This is a genomic window from Pseudomonas sp. MWU12-2037 (assembly GCF_023242345.1).
GTDB classification, from domain to species: Bacteria; Pseudomonadota; Gammaproteobacteria; order Pseudomonadales; family Pseudomonadaceae; genus Aquipseudomonas; species Aquipseudomonas gingeri_D.
This window is the reverse complement of the sequence record NZ_JALLIZ010000032.1, coordinates 1-26049: the sequence shown is the minus strand read 5'-3', so window position 1 is coordinate 26049 and position 26049 is coordinate 1. Positions and strand designations below refer to the sequence as shown.

At 61.7% G+C, this 26049-nt stretch carries 26 protein-coding genes; 17 read left to right on the top strand and 9 right to left on the bottom strand.

The window, feature by feature from the left end:
- The first annotated feature begins 3 nt into the window (after nt 1-3).
- Nucleotides 4-675, top strand: a complete 672-nt coding sequence (locus M5B42_RS31370) for a protein phosphatase 2C domain-containing protein (RefSeq protein ID WP_152736762.1) — start codon at nt 4-6, stop codon at nt 673-675.
- A gap of 1 nt (nt 676) precedes the next feature.
- On the opposite strand, the gene M5B42_RS31365 is transcribed toward M5B42_RS31370, so the two are convergent.
- A complete protein-coding gene (locus M5B42_RS31365; protein ID WP_248747990.1) occupies nt 677-1456 on the bottom strand; it encodes a hypothetical protein in 780 nt (259 codons plus the stop codon).
- Between the two features lie 230 nt (nt 1457-1686).
- Between M5B42_RS31365 and M5B42_RS31360 the strand changes: the two genes are divergently transcribed.
- Nucleotides 1687-2862 carry a tetratricopeptide repeat protein gene (locus tag M5B42_RS31360; protein ID WP_152736764.1) on the top strand — a complete coding sequence of 392 codons (1176 nt, stop codon included), beginning with the start codon at nt 1687-1689 and terminating at the stop codon, nt 2860-2862.
- A 93-nt stretch (nt 2863-2955) separates the two neighbouring features.
- On the opposite strand, the gene M5B42_RS31355 is transcribed toward M5B42_RS31360, so the two are convergent.
- Nucleotides 2956-4083 (bottom strand): S8 family peptidase, encoded by a 1128-nt coding sequence (locus M5B42_RS31355; RefSeq protein WP_248747989.1) that lies wholly within the window; start codon nt 4081-4083, stop codon nt 2956-2958.
- Nucleotides 4084-4361: 278 nt separating this feature from the next.
- On the opposite strand from M5B42_RS31355, the gene M5B42_RS31350 reads away from it, so the two are divergent.
- Nucleotides 4362-6314 carry an ATP-dependent DNA helicase RecQ gene (locus M5B42_RS31350; RefSeq protein ID WP_248747988.1) on the top strand — a complete coding sequence of 651 codons (1953 nt, stop codon included), beginning with the start codon at nt 4362-4364 and terminating at the stop codon, nt 6312-6314.
- A 123-nt stretch (nt 6315-6437) separates the two neighbouring features.
- Here M5B42_RS31350 and M5B42_RS31345 read toward each other — a convergent pair whose 3' ends face one another.
- Both M5B42_RS31345 and M5B42_RS31340 read right to left on the bottom strand, forming a co-directional pair.
- A complete protein-coding gene (locus M5B42_RS31345) occupies nt 6438-6947 on the bottom strand; it encodes a GNAT family N-acetyltransferase (RefSeq protein WP_248747987.1) in 510 nt (169 codons plus the stop codon).
- 100 nt (nt 6948-7047) lie between these two features.
- A complete protein-coding gene (locus M5B42_RS31340; RefSeq protein ID WP_103497964.1) occupies nt 7048-7806 on the bottom strand; it encodes a DUF2059 domain-containing protein in 759 nt (252 codons plus the stop codon).
- 108 nt (nt 7807-7914) lie between these two features.
- On the opposite strand from M5B42_RS31340, the gene M5B42_RS31335 reads away from it, so the two are divergent.
- On the top strand, nt 7915-8550 hold the full coding sequence (locus M5B42_RS31335) for a 2OG-Fe(II) oxygenase (protein WP_103497963.1): 636 nt from the start codon (nt 7915-7917) through the stop codon (nt 8548-8550).
- Nucleotides 8547-9050 carry a DUF523 domain-containing protein gene (locus M5B42_RS31330; protein ID WP_152736770.1) on the top strand — a complete coding sequence of 168 codons (504 nt, stop codon included), beginning with the start codon at nt 8547-8549 and terminating at the stop codon, nt 9048-9050. Before M5B42_RS31335 ends, M5B42_RS31330 begins: the two co-directional genes overlap by 4 nt.
- Before the next feature lie 9 nt (nt 9051-9059).
- On the opposite strand, the gene M5B42_RS31325 is transcribed toward M5B42_RS31330, so the two are convergent.
- The gene (locus M5B42_RS31325; RefSeq protein WP_103497961.1) at nt 9060-9659 is read right to left on the bottom strand and encodes a transporter substrate-binding domain-containing protein; all 600 of its coding nucleotides are present in this window, start codon (nt 9657-9659) and stop codon (nt 9060-9062) included.
- A 136-nt stretch (nt 9660-9795) separates the two neighbouring features.
- On the opposite strand from M5B42_RS31325, the gene M5B42_RS31320 reads away from it, so the two are divergent.
- Nucleotides 9796-10233: a DUF4399 domain-containing protein gene (locus tag M5B42_RS31320; RefSeq protein WP_103497960.1), complete on the top strand. Its 438-nt coding sequence runs from the start codon at nt 9796-9798 to the stop codon at nt 10231-10233.
- 63 nt (nt 10234-10296) lie between these two features.
- Here the strand turns inward: M5B42_RS31320 and serA are convergent, their stop codons facing one another.
- The gene (gene serA / locus M5B42_RS31315) at nt 10297-11526 is read right to left on the bottom strand and encodes a phosphoglycerate dehydrogenase (RefSeq protein WP_103497959.1); all 1230 of its coding nucleotides are present in this window, start codon (nt 11524-11526) and stop codon (nt 10297-10299) included.
- Between the two features lie 202 nt (nt 11527-11728).
- Here serA and M5B42_RS31310 point away from each other — a divergent pair, with 202 nt between their 5' ends.
- Both M5B42_RS31310 and M5B42_RS31305 read left to right on the top strand, forming a co-directional pair.
- On the top strand, nt 11729-13123 hold the full coding sequence (locus M5B42_RS31310) for an FAD-binding oxidoreductase (RefSeq protein WP_152736772.1): 1395 nt from the start codon (nt 11729-11731) through the stop codon (nt 13121-13123).
- Nucleotides 13124-13160: 37 nt separating this feature from the next.
- Entirely contained in the window at nt 13161-13826 is a 666-nt protein-coding gene (locus M5B42_RS31305) for a fumarylacetoacetate hydrolase family protein (RefSeq protein ID WP_248747986.1), read from the top strand.
- 135 nt (nt 13827-13961) lie between these two features.
- On the opposite strand, the gene rpiA is transcribed toward M5B42_RS31305, so the two are convergent.
- The gene (rpiA, locus tag M5B42_RS31300; protein ID WP_103497956.1) at nt 13962-14633 is read right to left on the bottom strand and encodes a ribose-5-phosphate isomerase RpiA; all 672 of its coding nucleotides are present in this window, start codon (nt 14631-14633) and stop codon (nt 13962-13964) included.
- A gap of 115 nt (nt 14634-14748) precedes the next feature.
- On the opposite strand from rpiA, the gene ilvA reads away from it, so the two are divergent.
- The 4 genes from ilvA to M5B42_RS31280 all read left to right on the top strand — a co-directional run bounded on the left by ilvA (nt 14749) and on the right by M5B42_RS31280 (nt 18708).
- Nucleotides 14749-16332, top strand: coding sequence for a threonine ammonia-lyase, biosynthetic (gene ilvA, locus M5B42_RS31295; RefSeq protein ID WP_103497955.1), 1584 nt, complete (start codon nt 14749-14751; stop codon nt 16330-16332).
- Nucleotides 16333-16536: 204 nt separating this feature from the next.
- Entirely contained in the window at nt 16537-16965 is a 429-nt protein-coding gene (locus M5B42_RS31290; protein ID WP_103497954.1) for a DUF2269 family protein, read from the top strand.
- 22 nt (nt 16966-16987) lie between these two features.
- Nucleotides 16988-18244: an SDR family oxidoreductase gene (locus M5B42_RS31285; RefSeq protein ID WP_248747985.1), complete on the top strand. Its 1257-nt coding sequence runs from the start codon at nt 16988-16990 to the stop codon at nt 18242-18244.
- Complete coding sequence (locus tag M5B42_RS31280) at nt 18241-18708, top strand: DUF2269 domain-containing protein (protein ID WP_248747984.1); 468 nt, start codon at nt 18241-18243, stop codon at nt 18706-18708. The genes M5B42_RS31285 and M5B42_RS31280 overlap by 4 nt, the downstream gene beginning before the upstream one ends.
- A 132-nt stretch (nt 18709-18840) precedes the next feature.
- Here the strand turns inward: M5B42_RS31280 and M5B42_RS31275 are convergent, their stop codons facing one another.
- Complete coding sequence (locus tag M5B42_RS31275; protein WP_103497951.1) at nt 18841-19497, bottom strand: HAD family hydrolase; 657 nt, start codon at nt 19495-19497, stop codon at nt 18841-18843.
- 143 nt (nt 19498-19640) lie between these two features.
- On the opposite strand from M5B42_RS31275, the gene M5B42_RS31270 reads away from it, so the two are divergent.
- Together M5B42_RS31270 and ptsP are read left to right on the top strand one after the other, a co-directional pair.
- On the top strand, nt 19641-20120 hold the full coding sequence (locus M5B42_RS31270; RefSeq protein ID WP_040071746.1) for an RNA pyrophosphohydrolase: 480 nt from the start codon (nt 19641-19643) through the stop codon (nt 20118-20120).
- A gap of 21 nt (nt 20121-20141) precedes the next feature.
- Nucleotides 20142-22415, top strand: a complete 2274-nt coding sequence (ptsP, locus tag M5B42_RS31265) for a phosphoenolpyruvate--protein phosphotransferase (protein ID WP_100942022.1) — start codon at nt 20142-20144, stop codon at nt 22413-22415.
- A 10-nt stretch (nt 22416-22425) separates the two neighbouring features.
- On the opposite strand, the gene M5B42_RS31260 is transcribed toward ptsP, so the two are convergent.
- Complete coding sequence (locus M5B42_RS31260; RefSeq protein WP_248747995.1) at nt 22426-23172, bottom strand: NRDE family protein; 747 nt, start codon at nt 23170-23172, stop codon at nt 22426-22428.
- A gap of 110 nt (nt 23173-23282) precedes the next feature.
- Here M5B42_RS31260 and M5B42_RS31255 point away from each other — a divergent pair, with 110 nt between their 5' ends.
- From M5B42_RS31255 to M5B42_RS31245, 3 genes are all read left to right on the top strand, one after another.
- Nucleotides 23283-24065 carry a sulfite exporter TauE/SafE family protein gene (locus M5B42_RS31255; RefSeq protein WP_248747983.1) on the top strand — a complete coding sequence of 261 codons (783 nt, stop codon included), beginning with the start codon at nt 23283-23285 and terminating at the stop codon, nt 24063-24065.
- A 125-nt stretch (nt 24066-24190) separates the two neighbouring features.
- Entirely contained in the window at nt 24191-25012 is an 822-nt protein-coding gene (gene lgt / locus M5B42_RS31250) for a prolipoprotein diacylglyceryl transferase (protein ID WP_103497949.1), read from the top strand.
- Between the two features lie 48 nt (nt 25013-25060).
- Nucleotides 25061-26032, top strand: coding sequence for a thymidylate synthase (locus M5B42_RS31245; protein WP_177100952.1), 972 nt, complete (start codon nt 25061-25063; stop codon nt 26030-26032).
- Nucleotides 26033-26049: the final 17 nt, after the last annotated feature.

Sequence of the window (26049 nt, the reverse complement as noted above, 5' to 3'; positions counted from 1 at the left end):
TTCATGCCCATCGACCATGTACTGACGATTCAAGGTGGGCGAACGAGCGATAACAGGGATTGCACCGGATTTGCCTCACAGGAGCACCACCACCTTTACCTGCTGGCTGACGGCTCGACTTCGTCTTCGCAGAGCGCTGAGTTGGCCAAGGCCCTGATTGCGCATATGGAGGGTGGTTTTGGGCAATTAAGTGCAAAGCAATTGCATCCAGACAGGGTTGAAGCGGCGTTATTACAGTTGCTGAGTGAGGGGCATGACTCACTCGCCAGGGTATTTGCCCCATCAAGTACCAGCTATTTGATCGTGCTATTTACCCCTGACGAGGTCCTTGCGATTCATGCCGGAGATTGTTGTTTGGGTCGGGTTCTAGAGTCCGGTGAGGTTGAGTGGCTGACCTTGCCCCATTGCCGAGCCAACTGGCGAGGTGATTTGACCCATGCACAGATTGCGATACATGCCGACCGCCACAGCCTGACGCGCTGTTTCAGCGCAAGGCGTGAGCATTCTCCTCAGGTCAGCCGATTCCAGGTGTCAGATGGCTCGCGTTGGGTTTTGGCAACGGACGGGTTTTGGGCGGACCTTTGTCCTGTCAAACAACGGAAACATCTGGAAAGTGGTGCGTTATTGGCGCCGGATAGCGATGACGACCTGACGATTATCGACGTCCGGTTCTGACTCACTCCGCCGCGCTATATGTCTTCATCGCGGTGCAATAGCGCACTTCCATCTCTTTGCTTTTCTCATCCTGGTCGCGGTCCCAGCGCTTGCCCCATTCGCCGCACTGTTCCTTGAAAAAGACCTCCGCCGATTTGCGACATTCACGGCGCTCGGTGCTGCCGGCGAGGAAGTTGCCACAGACGCTGGCGTTGTCGATGACGTTGTTGAAGATCCGCCATTTCGCCTGATAACGGTCGCGGCCATCCCATTCGCGAATGCTCACCGTGGCGATTTCGTATTGGCGTGTCTGTCTGGCTTCAGGTGCGTTCAAGTTGGCTTGGTAGCCCGCCAGGTAGCTGGCCGACACCAGGCCCTGGACCTTCGGGGTGGGCGGGGTGTGTGCTGCTGCTGCTGCTGCTGCTGCTGCCGCGGGCGCCTGGGTCTGCACCACGACAACCACTTGCGGTGCAGGCGCTGGCACGAGTTTGGCGGTAGGTTCTGGATGCGATACCGGCTCCACTGGCGCTTCGGACGGCTTGGCCGTTTCAATCGGCACTGGCTCATCCGCTGGCAGTGGCGCAACAGGGATCGGGTGGCTGCTGTTACGGTTGACCGTCATGTAGCCGAGCATACCCACCAGTATCAGCACCAATACCCACATTCCATAGGATTTGGGCTGCGCCGGGCGCGGTACTTTCTGTTTGGCCGGGTGCGATCCCAGCACCACGTCAAAATGTTCGGGGTGCAGGCGCTTGAAACGGATGACGCCATCGTCATCTTCTTGCTCGGGTTGGTGCATGTCGCCGCTGCCTTCCTTGGTGAGTCAGCGGGTTATCGGCGCTTTCTCGTGGGCTTTGAGGGGAGTTGCAGATTAAATCGTCAAATGGCCGTTGGCGAGTAACGATGGCTCCACAAAAATGAAATTTTCCTTTTGAAAAGCAGGCACCTCAGACAAAAAATCGGTATGTTTCCCACCAGTTTTTAGGGCGCCATCCGGTGCTCGATTTTTGCACTTAAAGGGAGTTAAGTATGTCTCTGCTTCGCGTGGCCTCGGTATTGTCGTTGTGTGCCGCCGCCTGGTCGGTCCAGGCCGGGCAATTGCCCATCGAAGTCCTCAGTGCCGTGGTCAAGGATCAGAAGATCGCCGACGCCGAAGTGCTGTTGCAGCGCAACGGTGAGCAGAACGTGGTTGGCAAGACCAACGCCCAGGGGCAGGTCGTTCTCGAGGCCAACTTCGCCGACGATGCCAGCAATCTGCTGATCATCAAGAAGACCGGTTATTCCAATCTGGTGGTCAAGTGCCCCTGCAAGGACATGACCTATGCCGTCAGTCCAGTGATGCAGAGCCTCGACGGCCTGCGCGTGGTGCTGACCTGGGGCAAGACTCCGGCAGACCTCGACTCCCACATGATTTTCCCCGGCAACAATATCTACTTCGAACAGCAGAAGGGCACCGACGCCGAATTGGACGTGGATGACACCGACAGCTATGGCCCGGAAACCATCACCCTGCAGAAGAAGCACTACGGCGAAAGCTATGTGTATGCAGTGCATGACTACACCAACGCCAACAATCCGGGCTCTCGCCAGTTGTCCAACAGCCAGGCCACGGTATTTGTCTACATGGGGCAGTCCCTGGTCCGTACCTATTACGTTCCCGTCAATCGCAGCGGCAACCTGTGGACCGTGTTCCGTATGACCGGCAACGGTGACTTCCAGGACATCAACACCTTCAGCGGTGTGACCGTGGAGGCCAAGAATGTGTTGAATGAAGTCTCCCCGCTGCTTGACGACAAGGTCGCGGTCGCCGAAGTGGCGGTCAGCTCTACGGCGCAGATCGATGCGAAGGCTCTGAATGTGAAAGGCGAGGCGGCCTACAAGGCCGGTAATCTGGAGCAGGCGATTGCCTTCTTCCGTCAGGCCATCGATCTGAACAACGGCTTTGGTCAGGCCTACAGCAACCTCGGTCTGGCGTATCAGAAGGCCGGTAATACCGCTGAAGCCATTTGGGCCAACCGCAAGGCCGTTGCCCTGGCAGCCGGCAACTCGGCCAACACCGTGCGCGCGAGCTCGTACTACAACATTGCCCGTATCTATGAAGACGCCGGGCAGTTCTCCGACGCCCAGCGTCACTACGAGTTGGCCAAGGAACAGAAAGCCAACCCGGTGTACGACACGGCGATCGAGCGGGTAAAAAATCGCTGAATCGCACACTGATCCAACCCCACAACGCGCCCTGTCTGGCGCGTTGTTCGTTTCTGGGGGCCGTTACGGGGTGTTCTATCCCGCAGGACCGTGTTATCGGTAGGCGAGATTTGTCGGCTGCTGCTTCGCACGCTCGCCTGCCAGTCGCGTTGCCGCCGCCAGATCCATCAGGCCGCGTCCATAAGCCTCGCCCTTGGCAAAAAGCCCGCTGTTGTTGGCACTGTCGAGTAATACATCACGCAGTTGCTGGGGTGTGAGTTCGGGAAAGCGACTTTGCAGGGCGGCAAGCGCGCCGCTGACCAGCGCCACGGCGGGCGAGGTGCCGGCCGTTTCCTTGTAGCCGCCCTTGGCACTGGTGGTCAGCAAACCTTTGTCGACGCCACCATCCCCGCCCGGGACCGCGATGCACCAGCGTTCGGCCACGCCGCAGTAGTTGGACTTCTGGTTGATAAGCGTGCCGTCATTCTTCAGCGCCACCACGGCGATCCAGCCCTTTTCCAGCTCCGGCAAGGCCACGGGCAGGCCGGGTTCGGCCAGGGGTTCGCGGCGTAGCTCATTGCCCGTGGGAAAAACAAACACGGCGCCGTCGGCCACCAACTGGCGAGCAACCGGCAAGGAATCGCCCATCACCTGTTTGTAGCGCGCTTCAGTGATTTCGGTGGCGGGAATGTCATTGGCCCAGGAGTTACTCAGGATCCGGGCCCCGGCCGCGAAGCTGTCTTTCCAGGCGCGGGCGATCTGATCGTCGAAAAAGAACGGTTCGTTGTTGTCGCCGATGCGCATGGCGATCAGCTTGGCATCGAAGGCGATGCCGTGCATGCCCTGGCCGTCGCGGTTGGCGGCGATAATGCCGGCCATCTGCGTGCCATGGCCGTGGGGATCGATCAGTTCGGGGACGTCGCGCACGTAATCGTGGCCAGGTGTGGCGAGGCGGTCCTTGAATTCGGGCAGTTCGGTATTGAGGCCTGAATCGATGATCGCCACGCTGATACCTTTGCCGGTGCCGCCCTGTGCATAAAGTGCCGACGCCTTGACCGGTGCCAGCGCGCGTTGGGCCTTGTATTCGGGGGTTTCGAAGCGGCTGGAGAGCGGCTCGATCTCAGCCGCGCCCGGCTTGAGCAGGCTGGAGTCCAGGCCGGACAGGCAGCCGCTCAGCAAGAGAGGCGCCAGGAGCAGGCCGTGACGGGCCAACCGAGAGAAGGGGCGAGGTGCGGTGTCCATATAAGCTCCTGTGCAAACGAGGACCGTTGAACCGTCCGTTTCAACGGCGCAGTGATCGGCGACTGGTTGTCAGTCGCCAAAGGAGCTTCGATGTAACCGGCATTTCCACAGGGGCGCACCTGGGGATTTGTATCCGGGTATTGGTCGCTATCCCGCAACCCCGGCCTGCTTTGCGCTAGTCTGGCGCGCCGTAGCAGTTTGTAATGCTTGCCTCGGACCTTTTCTCGCCCGACCGCCTAGGGTTTGTTTATCCACAGCGGTCAACGGAGTGACAGCTTATGCACGACACCCTCCAGCGGGTTTTTGGTTATCCACAGTTTCGCGACGGCCAGGAGGCCGCGATCAGCGCGGTATTGGCCGGGCGTTCGACGGCGGCGATCTTTCCCACCGGTTCCGGCAAGTCCTTGTGTTATCAACTGCCGGCGCTGCTCCTGCCGCACCTGACGCTGGTGGTGTCGCCGCTGTTGGCGCTGATGCAGGACCAGCTTGCGTTTTTGCAACGCCACGGTATCGCAGCGGCGAGCATCGACTCGGCCCAGAGCCGCGATGAAGCCAATGCGGTGATGGCCCGGGCCCGCTCCGGCGAGCTGAAGATCCTGATGATTTCCGTGGAGCGCCTGAAGAACGAGCGCTTCCGCAATTTTCTCCAGCAGGTGCAGATTTCCCTGCTGGTGGTGGACGAGGCGCACTGTATTTCCGAGTGGGGCCACAATTTCCGCCCGGACTACCTGAAGCTGCCGGACTATCAGCGCCAGTTCCGCATTCCCCAGGCCTTGCTGCTGACCGCCACCGCGACGCCGAAGGTGATTGCCGATATGCAGGCCAAGTTCGCCATTGCGCCGGACGATGTGGTCACCACCGGTTTCTATCGGCCGAACCTGAACCTGCTGGTGGAATCGGTCGGCGGCCAGGACAAGCATCGCCGGCTGGTGGAATGGCTGGGCGGGCGGGTCGGGCAGCCGAGTATCGTCTACGTCACCTTGCAGAAGACCGCCGAGCAGATCGCCCAGCACCTGAGCCGCAACGAAATCCCGGCCACGGCCTATCATGCCGGCTTGCCCCATGAGCAGCGGGAGGCGATCCAGAAGCAGTTCATGGCCGGGCAGTTGAACTGCATCGTCGCCACCATCGCATTCGGCATGGGCATCGACAAGGCCGATATCCGTAACGTGGTGCATTTCGACCTGCCCAAGTCCATCGAGAATTACAGCCAGGAAATCGGCCGGGCCGGGCGCGACGGCCAGCCTTCCGATTGCCTGGTGCTGGCCAACCGCGACAGCCTCAATGTGCTGGAGAACTTCGTCTACGGCGATACGCCGGAACTGGAGGGGATTCGGCGGGTGCTGGATGAGCTGAAGGGGGCGATCCCGGACGGCCAGTGGGAATTCCTGCTCGGGCCCTTGGCGGACCAGAGCAATATCCGCCAGTTGCCGCTCAAGACCTTGCTGGTGCAACTAGAGTTGCGTGGCTTGATCGCGCCGCGTTATGCGTATTTCGCCGAGTACCGTTTCAAGTTCCTGGTGGAGCCCGAGGTGTTGCTGGCGAAGTTCGAGGGCGAGCGGCGCGACTTTGTCTCGGCGATTATCCAGACCTCCAGCCGCGCGCGGACCTGGGCCACGGTGAACTTCGACGCCTTGTATCAACAGCATCAGGCCGAGCGCGGCCGGGTGGTGAAGGCCTTGGACTTCTTCCAGGAACGGCGCTGGATCGAGCTGGAAAGCAAGCAGATGACCGAGGTCTACAGTCTGTTGGTCAGCGACTTCGATCCCCATGCCCTGAGCCTGGAGCTGTACGCCTATTTTGCCCAGCACGAGGTCAGCGAGATTGCGCGGATTCACGCGATGCTGGCCTTGTTTGCCACCGAGCAATGCCTGGGCTATCGGTTGGCCCGCTATTTCGGCGACGAGCAGGCGCCTGAGCGCTGTGGGCATTGTTCGGTATGTCACGGGCAGGTGGCGTGCCTGCCGGAGCCGCCGGCGTTGCCTGCTCTTGATCAGCGCGACTTTCCGGGGCTGTGCAGTGGTTTTATCCACAAGCACCAGGAGCACAACGGGCATTCGCCGAGTGCGGAGTGCCTGACGCGCTTCCTCTGCGGTATCAGCGTGCCGTTGTTTACGAAGTTGAAGGCCAGGGCGCTGCCGGGGTTTTCGGCGCTGGAGGCCTATCCCTATGCCGATGTGCGGGAGTGGGTCGCGGCCTGGTCCCTTGAAGGGCAGGCGCAAACCGCGTAGGCACTGTTCGAAAGAGCGCCTGCTGAAATTGCTCGGAGCACCGCCCCTGTAGGAGCCGGCTTGCTGGCGATGGCGACGTCATATTCACCGCCGTCATCGCCAGCCAGCTCGGAGGGTTTCAGGCTATCGCGATACTTCTGCAGCCGGTCGGTCACTGAGCACCGCATACTCATCACCTTCCAGCGTGAAACCCGCGACTTCGTGCATGCCCAGGCGTTCATGGGCTCGCAGCGAGGCGGTGTTGTCCCGGCGTATGAATAGAATCGCTTCACGACCGGGGCAATGCCGCTGAAGTTGCGCGTAGAGCTGCGGCAGCAGGCCTTGGCCTCTTTCCGTGCTGGCGATGCAGGCGGGGCCGTACACGTAGGCGTCGGGCGTACCCGGCCATGCGCTCAGCATGGCCTGGATCGATGGCGGCGCGGGGTGCATATCCTTCGGCGCGCTGAACAATACGCCAACGACACGGTCATCGCGGAAGGCAACCACCACGGGGGAGCCGCCAAGGGCCATCTGCCTGACCTTGTCGAGAGGAAACTCTCCGGTCAGCGATCCGCCCTGGGAAGGGGAATTGGCCTGGAGCAGTTGGGCGATACCCTCGATATCAGCAGCGGTAGCAAGGTTGATCCTGTACATGGGTGGTCTCCTGGGGGGAGGCGAACCTACTGCATGGATGGCGCCCAAGTTTTTATATTACGCCCGGATTTCGAGCGTTGCAGGCATGGCCGTGTTGCCTTCAGTTTTCAGGCGGCGCGGTTGGCAGGTTCTGTCCCACCGCCAGCCCGGCGCGGATCGCGGCCAGCGCGGCCTGGTAGTAGGCCTTGCCTTCCGGCGACTCGGCAAAGTTGCTGAACTCTTCCAGCTCCGGGTCGGACAGGCCGCGATAGACGTAGAGCAGGGTGTTATCCAGGTCGTTGCCGATCTGTTCCATCAAGCGTTCGCGCTGGCCGTTCAGCATGCTTTGTGCCGCGCCGGCACCGAGCAGCCCCGGAATCATCGAACTCAGGCTGTCGGCCGCGACGCCGGCGATGGCCAGGCTGACTTCCGCCCCGGCTTCGCGCGCCGGCAGCGCACGGCCCAGGTGGTTGATCAGCAGGCGCCGGGTGGCGCTGGCTTCGATATGCGGCAGGCCCTTGGCGTTCTTGGCCAATTGGTCGCGGCGGGTGGCGAGCAGTTCGGCGGAGACGATCTTGCGTCCCAGCGGTGACTGGAAGAACGTCAGGGCCGGCTTCGGGTTGGCGAGGTTCTGGCGCAACTGGGCCTCGGCCCGCTGGTCCATGGCCTGGGGCGCGAAACGCTGGTTGCTGTTGCTCACCAGCGCGTCATAGACCGCCGGTGGCAGGCTGTTGCGGTACTTTTGCTGGGCGGCGCTCAGGGCATCGTTGAAATGCGCGCGTTGTTCCGGCCAACCGGCGACCCGGTACAACTGGTCGTGGTTGTCTGCCCAGGCGGGCAAGGTGCAGAACATCAATAGCGAAAAAAGCAAACGGCGCATAGGGACTCCTGTCTACAGCCGGCTATTGTCCCGGCGAGCGCGGTACTTGTCGAGAATTCCTGTAAGTCGTTCGGGGGGCTCTGTCGGATTTCCGGGCTTCTGGATACTATGCGCGGCATGCACATTCCCTCTGATCACCCGCTGCTGTTACGTATCGTCGACGACCTGGCCGAGCGTGGCTGGTCGCAGCAGAATATCTTCCTGCCGCAGGCGCTGACCCTGGCCCTGGCCGCCGAGTGCCGCCAGCGATCCGCCGAGGGCGAGCTGACCCCGGCTGGCGTGGGACGCGGGCCTGCCCAGGAAGTGCGCGAGGGAATTCGTGGCGATCATATCCAGTGGCTGGAACCCGGCCAGACCAGGCCCTGCGATGAATACATGGGGTTGATGGACAGCCTGCGCGAGGCCCTCAACCGTGGCCTGTTCCTGGGGCTCGAGGATTTCGAAAGCCATTTCGCGCTGTACCCGCCCGGAGCCTTCTACAAAAAACACGTGGACCGCTTCCGTGATGATGATCGACGGACGGTGTCGGCGGTTATCTACCTGAACGATGCCTGGTTGCCGGAGCACGGCGGCCAATTGCGTATGTACCTTGACGACGGCGTGGAGCATGACGTGGTTCCGACCGGCGGTTGCCTGGTGCTGTTCCTCTCGGGGGAGGTGCCCCATGAAGTCTTGCCGGCGACCCGTGAACGCCTGTCACTGACCGGCTGGTTTCGTCGGCGCGGGAGCGATCCGTTTCCATGAAGCAGAAGATTCTGGTCAGTCGCTGCTTGCTGGGGCATCTGGTTCGTTATGACGGTGGCGCCAGCGGGCCTTACGCGCAGCTGTCCCAGTGGCAGGATGAAGGTCGGGTGGTGCCGTTGTGCCCGGAAGTGGCCGGTGGCCTGCCGACGCCCCGTGCGGCAGCGGAGATTCCCGGCGGGCAGGGCGCGCAAGTACTGGAAGGACTGGCCCGGGTGATCACCACCGAGGGCGAGGATGTCAGCGACGCCTTTCTCTCTGGTGCGTATCAGGCGCTGGAGTTGGTGCGGCGGCATGACATCCGTATCGCGGTGCTCAAGGCCAACAGCCCGTCCTGTGGCAACCTGTTGACCTATGACGGGACCTTCAGTGGGGTGAAGGTTCGCGGCGAAGGGGTGACGGCGGCCTTGTTGAAGCAGGCCGGCGTGCAGGTGTTCAGTGAGTTGGAACTGCCTGACGCGCTTATCGCCCTGCAGGTCCTGGAGCATCACCCGAAGCCGTAAACCGCTGGCTCACGGCTTCGGCGGCTGAGTCGCATCTATCCCGAACCACTTCTTTGAGAGCGCCGCGAGGCGCCCGTCCGCCTTCATGCGCTGCAGCGCATTGTCCAGGCTTGCCTGGAACGCCGGGTTACCCTTCTGAAACGGAATCGCCAGGGCCACTGTCGGCCCGTCGGAGTCCTCCGGAACCAGTGGTAGCGAGCTGTCGCGCATGGCGAAGGGGATCTGTGTCGGCGGTTCTTCCCGGTGTGTGATCCATTTCATGCTGGGATAACCATAAGGCTCGCTGAAGTCGTAACGTTTTCTCAGTTCTGCAGTCATAGGCATGTGGTTGATGGCGACATCGTACTTTCCACTCTCGACGCCTTGCAGCAGGTCGGTGACGTCGGTGGGGACAAACGAGGCCTGCACGTCGAGTTCCCGGGCCAGTTGTTCGCCCAGTTCGACTTCGAAGCCGGTCAGGCGCCCGTCTTCGGTAAAGCCGAAGGGTCGCATGTCGCCTTCCAGGGCAATGCGCAACTCGCCCCGGTCGTTGACGTCATCAATCAGTTCAGCCTGGACGAAAGGGCTGACGAAAGGCAGTAAAAGTAATAGGCCAGGCAGAAAACCCATGGTCGCTCCCGAATTGGAATACAAATATGTACCGCGCCGTTCAGGCACGCTTTGCTATGTTATTGAGTGCCTTGGACCACAAATCGCCACAAAGTTGTCATAACCGTACTGAAATTGCGGAAAACTGGAGAAGTTAATGAAAACCTTAGTGTCTCGTGTTGCGTTGGCTACTGTTTTGCTGGGTTCTTCGATGCTGGCGGTTGCGGATGATCTTCCGCGTATTGCGGCGCCCAAGGACGCCAAGGTCTTTATCGTTTCGCCGAAAAACGGCGCCACGGTCGACAAGACCTTCACGGTCAAGTTCGGCATGAAGGGACTGGTGCTCAAGCCGGCCGGTGACGAAACGCCAGGCTCCGGTCACCACCACCTGCTGGTCGACCAGAAGGCCCTGCCGGACCCGGCCCTGCCGATTCCGGCGACCGACACCGTGATCCACTACGGCAAGGCCCAGACCGAAACCCAGCTGACCCTGACCCCGGGCAAGCACACCTTGCAACTGGTGGCGGGTGACAAGGGGCATATGCAGTTCAATCCGACCGTCGCCTCGAAAGTCATCACCGTCAACGTGAAGTAAATCCGTGTCAGAAAAAAAGGGAGGCCCTCGCAGGCCTCCCTTTTTTCGTCCAGCGCTTGAGGCTTAGAACAACACGCGGGACCGGATGGTGCCGTTGATGTGTTGCAGCTTCTCTTGCGCCAGGTCCGAGTACTCGGCGTCGACGTCGATCACCACGTAACCGACTTTCTCGTTGGTCTGCAGGAACTGACCGGAGATGTTAATGCCGTTTTCCGCGAAGACCTTGTTGATTTCGCTCATCACACCCGGGATGTTCTGGTGGATGTGCAGCAGGCGATGCTTGCCTGGGTGAGCCGGCAAGGCCACTTCAGGGAAGTTCACGGACGATACCGAGGTACCGTTGTCGCTGTACTTGACCAGCTTTTCCGCCACTTCCAGACCGATGTTGGCCTGGGCTTCGGCGGTCGAGCCACCGATGTGCGGGGTCAGGATCACGTTGTCCAGGCCACGCAGCGGGCTTTCGAACTCTTCGTCGTTGGAGCGTGGCTCCACCGGGAAGACATCGATGGCCGCGCCGATCAGGTGCTTGTCCTTGATCGCGTTCGCCAGGGCGTCCAGCTCGACCACGGTGCCGCGCGCGGCGTTGATCAGGATCCCGCCTTTCTTGATTGCGCGGATTTCCTTCTCACCGATCATCCACTGGGTCTCGGCGGTTTCCGGAACGTGCAGGGTGACGATGTCGGACATGCCCAGCAGGTCGGTCAGGTTCGAGACCTGGGTGGCGTTGCCCAGCGGCAGCTTGGTCAGGGTGTCGTAGAAGAACACCTGCATGCCCAGGCCTTCGGCCAGAACCGACAACTGCGTGCCGATCGAGCCGTAACCGATGATCCCCAGCTTCTTGCCGCGGATTTCGAAGGAGTTGGCCGCGCTCTTGATCCAGCCACCGCGATGGCAGGAAGCGTTCTTCTCGGGAATGCCGCGCAGCAACAGGATCGCTTCGGCCAGCACCAGCTCGGCAACGGAGCGGGTGTTGGAGTACGGGGCGTTGAACACGGCGATGCCGCGCTCGCGAGCCGCGTTGAGGTCGACCTGGTTGGTGCCGATGCAGAAACAACCGACAGCGACGAGTTTCTTCGCGTGTTCGAAGATGTCTTCGGTCAGTTGGGTGCGCGAGCGAATGCCGATGAAGTGGGCATCGGCGATCTTTTCCTTCAACTGGGCTTCTGGCAAGGAGCCAGTCAGGTACTCGATATTGACGTACCCGGAGGCCTTGAGGACGTCCACGGCGGATTGGTGGACGCCTTCGAGAAGAAGGAACTTGATCTTGCTCTTATCGAGAGAAGTCTTGCTCATCTGCGTAAACCTGTGTCCCGGAGAAAAATGGCAGGGAAATGGACAGCTTGAGCTGACCGCGCGGCGTGATCGCCGGCACCGCAGATCGGCCTGATAGCACGCTTCTGCGGGGGGCGTATGCTAGCATATGCGACCCGCAAACACTCATTCTGCGACGTGAAGCGTCCTCAGGATGACCATGAATTGTTCGAGAGTTCTGTCGATGACCCATCCTGCCCTGATTGATGAGCTGAAGACCCTGGTTGAGCCTGGTAAGGTCCTGACCGATGCTGACTCCCTGAATGCTTACGGGAAGGATTGGACCAAGCATTTCGCGCCCGCGCCGACGGCCATCGTCTTCCCGAAGACCACCGAACAGGTCCAGGCCATCGTGCGCTGGGCCAACCAGCACAAGGTCGCGCTGGTGCCATCGGGCGGTCGTACCGGGCTGTCCGCCGCGGCCGTGGCGGCCAACGGTGAAGTGGTGGTGTCCTTCGACTATATGAACCAGGTGCTGGACATCAACCTGACCGACCGCACCGCGGTTTGCCAGCCGGGCGTGGTCACCGAGCACTTGCAGAACGTGGCCGAAGAAAAGGGCTTGTACTACCCGGTGGACTTCGCTTCGGCCGGTTCCAGCCAGATTGGCGGCAATATCGGCACCAATGCCGGCGGGATCAAGGTGATTCGCTACGGCATGACCCGCAACTGGGTGGCCGGCATGAAGGTGGTGACCGGCAAGGGCGATGTGCTGGAACTGAACAAGGACCTGATCAAGAACGCCACCGGCTACGACCTGCGCCAGCTGTTTATCGGCGCCGAGGGCACCCTGGGTTTTGTGGTCGAAGCCACCATGCGCCTGGACCGCGCGCCGAAGAACCTGACCTGCATGGTCCTCGGCACCCCGGATTTCGACTCGATCATGCCGGTGCTGCACGCGTTCCAGGGCAAGCTGGACCTGACCGCCTTCGAATTTTTCTCCGACAAGGCCCTGGCCAAGGTCCTCGGCCGTGGCGACGTGCCGGCGCCGTTCGAAACCGACTGTCCGTTCTACGCCCTGCTGGAATTCGAGGCGACCACTGAAGAAGTGGCCAACCACGCCCTGGAAACCTTCGAGCACTGTGTCGAGCAGGGTTGGGTGCTGGACGGCGTGATGAGTCAGAGCGAAACCCAGTTGCAGAACCTCTGGAAGCTGCGCGAGTACATCTCCGAGACCATTTCCCACTGGACGCCGTACAAGAACGACATTTCGGTCACTGTGTCGAAAGTGCCGGCGTTCCTCAAGGAAATCGACGCCATCGTCGGCGAATACTACCCGGACTTTGAAATCGTCTGGTTCGGTCACATCGGCGACGGCAACCTGCACCTGAACATCCTCAAGCCGGAAAACCTGAGCAAGGACGAGTTCTTTGCCAAGTGCGCTACCGTGAACAAGTGGGTGTTCGAAACCGTCGAGAAGTACAACGGTTCGATCTCCGCCGAACACGGCGTGGGCATGACCAAGCGCGATTACCTGACCTACAGCCGTTCCCCGGTTGAAATTGAATACATGAAAGCGATCAAGGCGGTGTTCGATCCGAACGGGATCATGAACCCGGGCAAGATCTTCGCGGTTTGAACCAGAAGTCACTGATGACAAAGACCAGGAGTCAGTCATGAGCTATCAGCACCAGTATGTCGACGGTACCCGTATTCACTTTCCTCTCGGCAAGGTGGTATGCATCGGCCGTAATTACGCCGAGCACGCCAAGGAACTGGACAATCCGGTGCCGACCGAGCCGTTGCTGTTTATCAAGCCGGGCAGCTGCGTGGTGCCGATCGAGGGTGGTTTCAGCATTCCGGTGGACCGTGGTTCGGTGCATTACGAGGCCGAGATTGCCGTGTTGATCGGCAAGCCGCTGTCCAACAAGCCGAGTGTTGAAGAGGTTCTGGATGCCATTTCCGGGTTTGCGCCGGCATTGGACCTGACCTTGCGCGACAAGCAGGCGGAGCTGAAGAGCAAGGGCCTGCCCTGGGAAGTCGCCAAGTCGTTCGACGGTGCCTGCGTGCTGTCGCCGTTCGTGGTGGGGAGTACCTTCCCGGACCTGACCCAGATCGGCATTCGCCTGACCATCAACGGTCAGGTTCGCCAGGACGGGATCAGCAGCGACATGCTCAACCCGATCGTGCCGATGATTCAGTACATGGCGGCGTGTTTCTCGCTGCAGGCCGGTGACGTGATCCTGACCGGTACGCCAGTGGGTGTCGGTCCGTTGAATGCCGGAGATGAGCTGGTACTGGAATTGTCGGGCGCCAGCAGCTTCACCAGCAGCGTCCGTTAATCCCGACGCCCCTCCCTGTAGGAGCGAGCTTGCTCGCGATGATGGCACAGACACCGTGGGGCACCAGGCGCCCCGCGTTATCGTTAACGCCCATCGCGAGCAAGCTCGCTCCTACAGGGGGGGGCGGTGCTTGCATCAGGCCTTGAGGGTCTTCACGCCTTCGCTGGTGCCCAGCAGCAGCAGGTCCGCCGGACGCGCCGCGAACAGGCCGTTGGTGACCACGCCGACAATCGCATTGATCTGGCTTTCCAGCTCCACCGGGTTGGTGATCTGCAGGTTGTGCACATCCAGAATGATGTTGCCGTTATCGGTCAACACGCCCTCGCGATACACCGGATCACCCCCCAGTTTCACCAACTGGCGCGCCACATGGCTGCGGGCCATGGGGATCACTTCGACCGGCAGCGGGAAAGCGCCGAGCACCGGGACCAGCTTGCTGCCGTCGGCGATGCAGATAAAAGTCTTGGCCACGGCCGCGACGATCTTCTCGCGGGTCAGGGCCGCGCCGCCGCCCTTGATCAGGTTCAGGTGTTCGTCGCTTTCGTCGGCGCCGTCGATATAGAACTCCAGATCGCTGACGGTGTTCAGCTCATAGACCGGAATCCCGTGGCCCTTGAGGCGCGCGGCGGTGGCTTCGGAGCTGGCGACCGCGCCGTCGAAGGCGCCCTTGTGTTGCGCCAAGGCGTCGATAAAGCAGTTGGCGGTGGAGCCGGTGCCCACGCCGATCACGCTTTTGTCATCGAGCTTGGGAAGGATGAAGTCGACAGCGGCTTGGGCCACGGCCTGTTTGAGTTGATCCTGGGTCATGCGGGCTCCGAAAGCGGGCAGGGGGTGTGCGAAAGGCCGGCATTATAAGCGTCGGGGCGGGGAAGGTCATTGTCCGTTTGGCCGCAGGCACGGGCAATAAAACCTCAGGAACCCTGTGGTCGTTGCCGCAAGCGCTGGGTTAGACTCCTCGGTCCCTGTCCACACCCGCCAGCGATGCCTTCCGATGCTTGAACAGTACGTCAAGAAGATCCTCACCTCGCGCGTCTACGACGTTGCCGTGGAAACCCCGTTGCAGACCGCTCGCCAGCTCTCCGAGCGGCTGGGCAACAAGGTCTGGCTCAAGCGCGAAGATTTGCAGCCGGTGTTTTCCTTCAAGATTCGCGGTGCCTACAACAAGCTGACCCAGCTTAGCGAGGCCGAGCGCGCCCGTGGCGTGGTCACGGCATCGGCGGGCAACCATGCCCAGGGCCTGGCCCTGGCGGCCAAGGTGCTGGGGGTCAAGGCCACCATCGTGATGCCCAAGACCACGCCGGAAATCAAGATCGAAGGCGTCCGCTCCCGGGGCGGCAAAGTGGTGTTGCATGGCGACTCTTTCGCCGAAGCCCTGGCCCATTCCCTGCGGCTGGTCGAGGAAAAAGGCTACGTCTATATCCACCCCTACGATGATCCGCACACCATTGCCGGGCAGGGCACCGTGGCGATGGAGATTCTGCGCCAGCATCCGGGCCCGTTGGATGCGATCTTCGTTCCGGTCGGTGGCGGCGGCTTGATTTCCGGGATCGCGGCCTATGTGAAGTACCTGCGGCCGGAGATCAAGGTGATCGGCGTCGAGCCGGATGACTCCAACTGTCTGCAGCAGGCCATGGCCGCCGGCGAGCGGGTGATCCTGTCCACCGTGGGGTTGTTCGCCGACGGCGTGGCCGTGGCGCAGATCGGCCAGCACACCTTCGATATCTGCAAGGACTATGTCGACGAGGTGATCACCGTCAGTACCGACGAGATCTGCGCCGCGATCAAGGATATCTACGACGATACCCGCTCGATCACCGAGCCTGCCGGCGCTTTGGGCGTGGCCGGGATCAAGAAGTACGTCGAATCGCGCAAGATCACCGGGCAGACCCTGGTGGCCATCGACTCCGGCGCCAACGTCAACTTTGACCGCCTGCGCCATGTGGCCGAGCGTGCCGAGTTGGGCGAAGGGCGCGAAGCGATTATCGCCGTGACCATTCCGGAGCGGCCGGGCAGTTTCAAGGCGTTCTGCGAAGCCATCGGCAAGCGTCAGATCACCGAATTCAATTACCGTTATCACACCGGCCACGAAGCGCATATTTTCGTCGGCGTGCAAACCCACCCCGACAGCGATCCGCGCAGTGCCCTGATCGACAGCCTGACCGGCCAGGGCTTCCCGGTGCTGGACCTGACCGACAACGAGCTGGCCAAGTTGCATATCCGTCATATGGTCGGTGGCCATGCGGCCCGTGTCAGTGACGAGATGGTGCTGCGCTTCGAATTCCCGGAGCGCCCGGGGGCGTTGTTCAACTTCCTCAACAAGCTGGGCGGGCGCTGGAATATCTCGATGTTCCATTACCGTAACCATGGTGCCGCTGATGGCCGGGTGGTCGCGGGCCTGCAGGTGCCGGAGGAAGAGCGTCATCTGGTGCCGGCGGCCCTGGCGGAAATCGGCTACCCGTATTGGGATGAAAGCGATAACCCGGCGTATCGGTTGTTCCTCGGCTGAAACACGGTGGATGGCTGCTAAGCTGATGGGCAGGTTCCATTCTGAAAGGCACCGCGTAACCTTGTAGGAGCCTGGCTTGCCAGCGAAGCTTTTGACGCTCTCATGGGCCCCTTCGCTGGCAAGCCATGCTCCTACACGGGATGTGTTCGACTCTGCATCTGATTGCTGCTCGAAAGTTGATCGTAAAACCAAGGAAACGATGAAATGGAAACCCTCACTGCCTTGAAACTGCTACACGGTGCGGCGCCGGTGCTTTTGCTGGGCAGCGCGCTGGCGGTGACGATCAGGCTTTGGCGCGGACGCCGTGCCGGCGATACAGCCATTCAAAATCACACTTTGCAGCGTCCCTGGTTCTTCGTTTGGGGGCTGATGGCGCTGTGCCTGGCCGTGCTGCCGGTCAGTGGCTGGTGGTTGGTGCACCTGTCCGGTTGGCCGTTGGGTCAGACCTGGCTGCTGGGTTCGAGTGTGCTCTACACCCTGTGTACCCTGAGTTGGGTGTGGCTGGTGGTCCGTCTCAATCGCCTGCGCCGTGGTATCACGGCGCGGCATCCAGGGTTTACGCTGGCCCTGGCGATTTTCACGGTTGTCGGTTTTGTCGCTATTGCGGGCCTGATGGGCGCGAAACCGGTTTAAGCCGTCAGGCCGGGGATTTGCCATGAAGGTGCTTCTGGTGGGGGCCACGGGGTTCGTCGGCCGCCATTTGCTGGCGGCGTTGAGTGCCGCCGGTCACGAAGTGATCGCCACCAGCCGTGATCATCACCTGCGCTCGCTACCGGGGGTCGAATGGCAGGTGCTCGACCTGGATCGGTTGGCCGAGGACTCCAAGCATTTCATCCTGCCCCATGGTATCGATCTGCTGATCAATGCCGCCGGGTTGCTGAGTACTGATGAGCAGGCACTGCGCCTGACCCAGGACCTGGGCACCCGGGCGCTGTTCGACCTGGCGGCGCGCCGTGGCGTGCGGGTGCTGCATATTTCCGCGCTGGGCGCCGGCGAGCAGCCGGATGTGCCATTTCTGGCGAGCAAGGCGGCAGCGGATAATTACCTGATGACGCTCGGCGTGCCGGCCGTGGTGCTGCGCCCCTCGTTGCTGCTGGGGGCCGGCGGGGCCAGCAGTGCCTGTCTGGCGCGCCTGTCGCCCTGGCCGCTGATCCCCTGGCTGGACCTGCAAGCGCGCTTGCAACCGCTGCATATCGACGATTTGTCCGCCGCCGTGCTGGCCTTGCTGCGGCATTGGCCGGCGCACTCCCAGGTGTTGCCGCTGGTGGGGCCGCAAGTGCTGACCCTGGCGCAAGTGCTCGATCAGTTGCGTGCGGCCCAGGGCTGGGGGCCTGCGCGGTATGTGAAGGTGCCGGGGATCTTGTCGCGGGCCGGTGCCTGGCTGGGCGAGCGCCTGGGCTGGCAGGCCTTGAATCGCCAGAGCCTGCGCATGGCCCAGCGTGACAATGTCGCCGGTCCCGAGGCGCTGGCCGAGGTCTGTGGTTACCGCGCCGCGCCGCTCTCCACTCGCCTGCAGGACTGGCCGAACGCCGGCCAGAGTGTCCAATCGGCACTGCGACCGTTGTTGCTGGCGGTGATGCTGTTGATCTGGCTGGGCACGGCGGTGGTTTGCCTGGGGCCGGGTTATGACTGGAGCCTGCGGATCATGGCCGAGGCCGGGGTAAGCGGGGACTCCGCAGCGTTCGCGGTCTACGCCGGGTCGCTGTGCGACGGGCTGCTGGGCCTGGGGATGTTGTTCCGGCGTACGCGCAAGTGGGCGTTCCGGGCGCAATTGCTGTTGATGGGGGTCTACACCCTGATTATCAGCTTCGTGCTGCCGCACTACTGGTTTGACCCTTATGCCGCCGTCGCCAAGAATCTGGTACTGATGGTGGCGACCCTTTGGCTGCTTTGGACCGAACCGCGTCGATGAGTGCTTACCTGCTGCTGAAAACCCTGCATATCCTGTCTTCCACCATTCTTTTCGGCCTGGGTGCCGGTTCCGCGTATTACGCCTTGCGCGCCTGGCGCACGGGCAACGTCGAGGTGATTGCGGCGACCTTCAAGCACCTGGTGTTCGCCGATTGGGCTTTTACCACCACTACGGCGGTGTTCCAGCCATTGAGTGGGCTGGGGCTGATGTACCTGGCGGGCTGGCCGATCCAGCAAGGCTGGTTGATGTGGAGCCTGGGCCTGTTTGTGTTGGCGGGGATCTGCTGGCTGCCGGTGGTCTGGCTGCAGATCCGGGTGCACAGGATGGCCGAGCAGGCCTTGCGTGACGGCACGGCGATGCCGATGCAGGTCGAGACCTATATGCGCTGGTGGTTTGTGCTGGGCTGGCCGGCGTTTTTGTCGTTTATGGCGATTTTCTATCTGATGGTCGCCAAGCCGGCCTGATCTGACAGCCCCAAAGCCAGGCACGGACCTTGTAGGAGCCGGCTTGCTGGCGATGGCGGCCGTAAGGGCGATGCAGGATTCAAGGGCCTCATCGCCAGCAAGCCGGCTCCGACAGGGGATTGTGGTGAGGCGTTAATCGCGCAGCGTAATCACCGGCCATCCACGCTTCTCGGCTTCTGCCCGCAGATTCGGATCCGGATCCACCGCCACGGGATTGGCCACCTGCTCCAGCAACGGCAGGTCATTCATCGAATCGCTATAGAAATAGCTGTCCTCCAGGCCATGCCCGGTTTCTTCCAACCAGCGATTCAAGCGCGTCACCTTACCCTCGCGAAAGCAGGGGATATCGGTGCTGCGCCCGCTGTAGCGGCCGTCGATCATCTCGCACTCGGTGGCGATCAGGGTCTCGACCCCCAGCCGCGCGGCAATCGGTGCCGTGACAAAACGGTTGGTGGCGGTGATGATCACCAGCTTGTCACCGGCATCGCGGTGCTGGGCCAGCAGCGCCAGGCCCTTGGGCAGCACGATGGGTTCGATGCAGTCGCGCATATAATCGCGATGCCACTCGTCCAGTTGTGCCATCTCGCTACGGCCGAGAATTTCCAGGCAGAAATTCAGATACTCGGCGTTGTCCAGGCGGCCCGCCAGGTAATCCTGGTAGAACTCGTCGTTGCGGGTTTTATAGGCCACCGGGTCGAGAATCCCCCGTTCGCAGAGGTAATCGCCCCAGGCGTGGTCGCTGTCGCCGCCCAAAAGTGTGTTGTCCAAGTCGAATAAAGCCAGACGCATTGCGGTTACTCGCTGATAAGCCTGTAAAAAGGCCTCCAGAATACGGTCTTTTCACAAGAGTGCACATAAGGTAGGCAGGCTCGTTGCTGCTTTCACAACCTTTGTGGAACAATGCGATGACATGCGTTTGCGAGGTGGTTGCCGTGATCGACCCCGATGGTTTCCGTCCTAATGTCGGGATAATTCTGACGAATGATGCTGGGCAGGTCCTCTGGGCACGTCGCATCAATCAAGATGCATGGCAGTTTCCGCAAGGCGGGATCAACCCGGACGAGACGCCTGAAGACGCTTTGTACCGTGAATTGAACGAAGAAGTCGGCCTGGAACGCGAAGATGTGCAAATTTTGGCCTGTACCCGGGGCTGGTTGCGCTATCGTTTGCCGCAACGCCTGGTGCGTACCCACAGCCAACCGCTGTGCATCGGCCAGAAGCAGAAATGGTTTCTCCTGCGCCTGCTCTCCAACGAGCAGCGGGTGCGGATGGATTTGACCGGTAAACCGGAGTTCGATGGCTGGCGTTGGGTCAGCTATTGGTACCCGTTGGGCCAGGTGGTGACATTCAAGCGCGAGGTCTACCGTCGCGCGCTCAAAGAGCTTGCCCCGCGCCTGTTGGCGCGCGACTGACACGGAGTTCGACCCCGAGCCATGCTCAATACGCTGCGCAAGATCGTCCAGGAAGTTAACGCCGCCAAGGATCTCAAGGCGGCGTTGGGCATTATTGTATTGCGCGTCAAAGAGGCCATGGGCAGCCAGGTCTGCTCGGTCTATTTGCTGGACCCCGAAACCAACCGCTTTGTCCTGATGGCCACCGAGGGCTTGAACAAGCGCTCGATCGGCAAGGTCAGCATGGCGCCGAACGAAGGTCTGGTTGGCCTCGTGGGTACGCGCGAAGAACCGCTGAACCTTGAAAACGCCGCCGATCATCCGCGGTATCGCTACTTTGCCGAAACCGGCGAGGAGCGTTATGCCTCCTTCCTCGGCGCGCCGATCATCCACCATCGCCGCGTTGTCGGTGTGTTGGTAATCCAGCAGAAAGAGCGTCGCCAGTTCGACGAAGGCGAAGAAGCCTTCCTGGTGACCATGAGCGCCCAGTTGGCCGGCGTTATCGCCCATGCCGAGGCCACCGGTTCGATCCGCGGGCTGGGGCGTGAAGGCAAGGGCATCCAGGAAGCCAAGTTTATCGGTGTGCCGGGTTCGCCGGGTGCTGCGGTGGGTACGGCGGTGGTCATGTTGCCGCCGGCGGACCTGGACGTGGTGCCGGACAAGGCGATCGCCGATATCGATGCCGAACTGGCGCTGTTCAAGACCGCCATCGAAGGCGTGCGCGCCGATATGCGCACGCTCTCGGCCAAACTCGCGACCCAGCTGCGCCCGGAAGAGCGAGCACTGTTCGACGTCTACCTGATGATGCTCGACGATGCCTCCCTGGGCAGCGAAATCACCAACGTGATCAAGACCGGCCAATGGGCCCAGGGCGCCTTGCGCCAAGTGGTGACCGATCACGTCAACCGTTTTGAACTGATGGACGACGCCTACCTGCGCGAGCGTGCGTCGGACGTCAAGGACCTCGGACGCCGGCTGCTGGCCTATCTGCAATCCGAGCGCCAGCAGGCCCTGGTCTACCCGGACAACACCATCATGGTCAGCGAAGAGCTGACCGCGGCGATGCTCGGCGAAGTACCGGAAGGCAAGCTCAAGGGCCTGGTCTCGGTACTGGGTTCGGGTAACTCCCACGTGGCGATCCTGGCGCGGGCCATGGGCATTCCAACCGTCATGGGCCTGGTGGACCTGCCGTATTCGAAGGTCGACGGCATCGAGATGATCGTCGACGGCGCCCGTGGCGAGGTGTTTACCAACCCCAGCGAAGTGCTGCGCAAGCAATACGCCGGTGTGGTGGAAGAAGAACGCCAGCTGTCCGAGGGCCTGGACGCCTTGCGCGAGCTGCCGTGCGTGACCCCGGACGGCCATCGCATGCCGCTGTGGGTCAACACCGGCCTGCTGGCGGATGTGGCCCGGGCGCAGCAGCGCGGGGCCGAAGGTGTCGGCCTGTACCGCACCGAAGTGCCGTTCATGATCAACCAGCGTTTCCCGAGCGAGAAGGAACAGCTGGCGATCTATCGCGAGCAGTTGTCGGCGTTCCATCCGCAACCGGTGACCATGCGCAGCCTGGACATCGGCGGCGACAAGTCGCTGCCGTATTTCCCGATTGAAGAAGACAATCCGTTCCTCGGCTGGCGCGGTATCCGCGTGACCCTCGACCACCCGGAGATCTTCCTGGTACAGGCGCGGGCCATGCTCAAGGCCAGCGAGGGCCTGAACAACCTGCGGATCCTGCTGCCGATGATCTCGGGCATCCACGAGATGGAAGAGGCGCTGCACCTGATCCACCGGGCCTGGGGCGAGGTGCGCGACGAAGGCACCGACGTGCCGATGCCGCCGGTGGGGGTGATGATCGAGATTCCGGCAGCGGTGTATCAAACCCGCGAATTGGCACGGCAGGTGGACTTCCTCTCGGTGGGCTCCAACGACCTGACCCAGTACCTGCTGGCCGTGGACCGCAACAACCCACGGGTCGCGGACCTTTATGACTACCTGCACCCGGCGGTGCTGCAAGCCTTACAGAACGTGGTGCGTGACGCCCATGCCGAAGGCAAGCCGGTGAGTATCTGCGGCGAGATGGCCGGTGATCCGATGGCGGCGGTGCTGTTGATGGCGATGGGCTTTGACAGCCTGTCGATGAACGCCACCAACCTGCCGAAGGTGAAATGGATGCTGCGCCAGATCAATCTGAGCAAGGCCCAGGAACTGCTGGCCCAGGTGATGACCATCGACAACCCGCAGGTGATTCGCAGTACCTTGCAGTTGGCGCTGAAGAACCTCGGGCTGTCACGGATGGTGGTGCCGACTGTCACGCATTGAGAGGGCGGAGCTAGACCTTTAGCTCCACCTCTCCCAGATGCCCGCCATACGGCCCGAAGCTGCGCTCCATGAGATGGCGCGTGCCATCGGCGTGGCTGATCAGCACCGTGCTGGCCCGGGTGCCGTAGCTGGGGCTGGCGATAAACACGCTGGACAGCAGGCTCTCGGTTGCCTGTCCCACCCCGGTGTCCGGCAAATCGGCAAGCGGCGCGATCGTCGGGTCGCCGAGCATCGCCAGCAACGCCTCCGGTCGCGGATCCGCCAGTTCCCAGGACAGCGCCGCGCGGGCCTTGAGCAGTTTCGGCCAGGGCGTATCGAGCCCGGCATTGGACAGCCCGTAGACACCCTCCGCCAGTTGGCGCGGTTCACCCTCGTGGGAATTGAGATGCCACAGCGCATCCGCTGTTCCCAGGAGCAGGTTGAACCCGGCATATTCTGCCGATCTTGCGCGAATTTCGGCTAAATACTCATCAATCGGCAGGCCTTCGGTGAGAAAGCGCGCCACCAACTCCCCCCGTGAGCGCCGGGCCACCGGCTGGTGCGGATTGCGGATATTGGTCAAGGCCGCAAAGCGCCCCCGGGCCCCGATCCCCAGCCAGGTCCCGCCCGCCTCCAGATCACGCCCCGCATACACCTGCGGCGCTTCTGGCCATTGCGCCAGGGGCAGGCTTGGTCGGGCATAAAATTCGTCACGGTTGGCCGCGACGATCAGCGGCTGGGCGTGGCCCGGGCGCCAGGCAAAGACAATCAGGCACATCAGGTGGTCCTCGATGTTTTTGCCCACTCTACGCAGGGTATCCATCGCCATCCAGTAGAGCCGTGTGCCGCCTTCCGTTACCATGCCGGACTTGTTTTGCGGGGTCGCGCATGGAATTTCTGCTCTATCTGGTCTTGGGGGCCTGCGCCGGCGTGCTGGCCGGGCTGTTCGGCGTGGGCGGCGGGATCATTATCGTCCCGGTGCTGGTGTTCAGTTTCACCCTGCAAGGGTTCGATCCGCTGATCCTCACGCACCTGGCGGTGGGCACGTCCCTGGCGACGATCATTTTCACCTCGTTCAACACCATTCGCGGGCATCACAAGCGCGGCGCGGTGCTCTGGCCGGTCTTTGCCTGGATGGCCGTGGGCATCCTGCTGGGCTCGGGCCTCGGCGCCTTGACCGCCAAGGCTATCGCCGGCCCGCACCTGCAGAAGATCATCGGCGTGTTCGCCCTGGTGGTGGCGGCACAGATGGCGCTGAACCTCAAGCCCAAGGCCAGCCGCAGCGTGCCCGGCAAGTTCGGCCTCGGCCTGGCGGGGGCGGTGATCGGCTGGGCCTCGGCGATTTTCGGGATCGGCGGCGGCTCCCTGACCGTGCCGTTCCTGACCTGGCGCAGCGTGCCGATGCAGCAGGCGGTGGCGACGTCCTCGGCCTGTGGCTTGCCGATTGCCCTGGCCAGTACCTTGAGTTTCATGATCCTGGGTTGGCACGATCCATTGTTGCCGGCCCACAGCCTGGGCTTTATCTATTTGCCGGCCTTGCTCGGGATTGCCCTGACCAGTATGTTTTTTGCTCGGTTCGGTGTGCAACTGGCGCACCAACTGTCGCCGCTGTTGCTCAAGCGGCTGTTTGCCGGCCTGTTGTTCATTGTCGGCCTGAAGTTCCTGATCTGAGCCACAGGCTCGGTTCAGTCATGCCGGCGCAATATTGGCTTAATGGCGCGGTTGCAACATGACCCGCCGGCCCGGGCGATTGCTGTTCGCCGGGCCCTGAATTTTTACTCTATCGAGGAGTTGCAATGCTGCCTTACCCGCAGATTGACCCGGTGGCCCTGGCCATCGGCCCGCTGAAAATCCACTGGTACGGCCTGATGTACCTGGTCGGCATTGGCGGTGCGTGGCTGCTGGCCTCCCGGCGCCTGAACCGTTTCGATCCGACCTGGACCAAGGAAAAGCTCTCCGACCTGATCTTCTGGCTGGCCATGGGCGTGATTGTCGGCGGGCGCCTGGGTTATGTGCTGTTCTACGATCTGAGCGCCTACCTGGCCAACCCGACGCTGATCTTCGAGGTCTGGAAGGGCGGCATGGCGTTCCATGGCGGCTTTATCGGGGTGATGGTGGCGGCCTGGTGGTTTGGCCGGCGCAACGGCAAGTCGTTCTTCCAACTGATGGACTTTGTCGCGCCGATGGTTCCGATCGGCCTGGGTGCTGGGCGGATCGGCAATTTCATCAACGCCGAGCTGTGGGGCAAACCGACGGACTTGCCGTGGGCGATGATCTTTCCGCCGTTCAGCGACCCGGCCCAGTTGCCGCGTCACCCGTCGCAGCTGTATCAGTTCGCCCTGGAAGGCGTGGCCCTGTTCGTGATCCTCTGGTTGTTCTCGCGCAAGCCGCGGCCGACCATGGCGGTTTCGGGCATGTTCGCGTTGTTCTACGGGATCTTCCGTTTTGTCGTCGAGTTCGTCCGGGTGCCAGATGCGCAGCTCGGCTACCTGGCGTTCGGCTGGGTGACCATGGGGCAGATCCTCAGCCTGCCGATGATCATCGGCGGCCTGGGCTTGCTGTGGTTCGCCTATCACCGCGCCCCGACTACACCGGCCGCGAAAGACGCCGCGCTTTAAATTCGAATCGGGGCTCGCGGGCCCCGTATTCAAGGATGCAGGTAACTCATGAAGCAATATCTCGAACTGGTCGCCCATGTCATCAAGAACGGCACCAAGCAGGCCAACCGTACCGGTGTGAACACCATCAGTTTTCCCGGGGCCATGCTGCGTTATGACCTCCAGGAAGGTTTCCCGGCGATCACCACCCGCAAGATGGCCTTCAAGTCCGCCGTTGGCGAGATGTGCGGTTTTCTTCGTGGGGTGAACAACGCCGCCGAATTCCGTGCGCTGGGCTGCAAGGTCTGGGACCAGAACGCCAACGAAAACGCCCAGTGGCTGGCCAACCCGTTCCGCCAGGGCGAAGACGACCTGGGCGAGATCTATGGGGTGCAATGGCGTAAATGGCCGGCGTACAAGCAGATTGCCAAGAGCAATGTGGCGGCCATCGAGCAGACTCTGGGCCAGGGCTATCGGCGGATTGCCGAGGGCGAGGAAAACGGCCAGGCCTATGTGGTGCTGTACAAGGCCATCGACCAGGTGCGCCAGTGCGTCGACACCATCATCAAGGATCCGGGTAGCCGGCGGATTCTGTTCCATGGCTGGAACTGTGCGCAGCTGGATGAAATGGCCTTGCCGCCGTGTCATTTGCTGTATCAGTTTCATCCGAATGTGGAGACCAAGGAGATTTCCCTGACCCTCTACATCCGTTCGAATGATCTGGGGTTGGGCACGCCGTTCAACCTGACCGAAGGCGCGGCACTGCTGAGCCTGATCGGGCGCCTGACCGGTTATACGCCGCGCTGGTTCACCTATTTCATCGGTGATGCCCATGTGTATGAAAACCACCTGGACATGCTCAACGAGCAGCTGACCCGCGAGCCGTTCCCGATGCCGAAGCTGGTGATTTCGGACCGTGTGCCGGAGTTTGCCAAGACCGGTGTTTATCAGCCGGAGTGGCTGGAGCTGGTGGAACCGGGGGATTTCTCACTGGAAGGCTACCAGCACCATGCGCCGATGACGGCGCCGATGGCGGTCTGAGGAGTATCACTATCCCT